Genomic DNA, 268 nt, shown 5'->3' with positions numbered 1-268 from the left:
CCACTGGCAACCGACAAGGCTTGCTTGCTTGAGCCGCCATGCGACTGATTGATATTTATTTTACTGTCTGGATGCGTTGCCTGATAATCCGCACTGAATAAAGCATTGTAGTCTTTATAAAAATCGCGTGACACATCGTAAGAGACGTTAAGCAGGCTGATGTCTTTTTGCGCACTTGCGGACTTATCTGTGTCGTCTTGTGTGGCTTGCGTAGGGCTACAGCCTGCCATTAGCATTAACGCTGTCAACGCGCCGCCTATGATAAGGG

Annotated in this window: 1 pseudogene; it reads right to left on the bottom strand. The window is 48.1% G+C overall.

Going from position 1 to position 268, the window contains the following annotated elements:
* Positions 1-230 (bottom strand): annotated as a pseudogene (locus tag AAEZ03_RS27555) (hypothetical protein); the annotation flags it as partial.
* Positions 231-268: the final 38 nt, after the last annotated feature.

It is taken from the genome of Pseudomonas sp. HY2-MNA-CIBAN-0224 (assembly GCF_040310285.1).
GTDB lineage: Bacteria > Pseudomonadota > Gammaproteobacteria > Pseudomonadales > Pseudomonadaceae > Aquipseudomonas > Aquipseudomonas helleri.
Note: the sequence above shows the minus strand (reverse complement) of the source record. Positions and strands in the feature narration are given on the sequence as shown.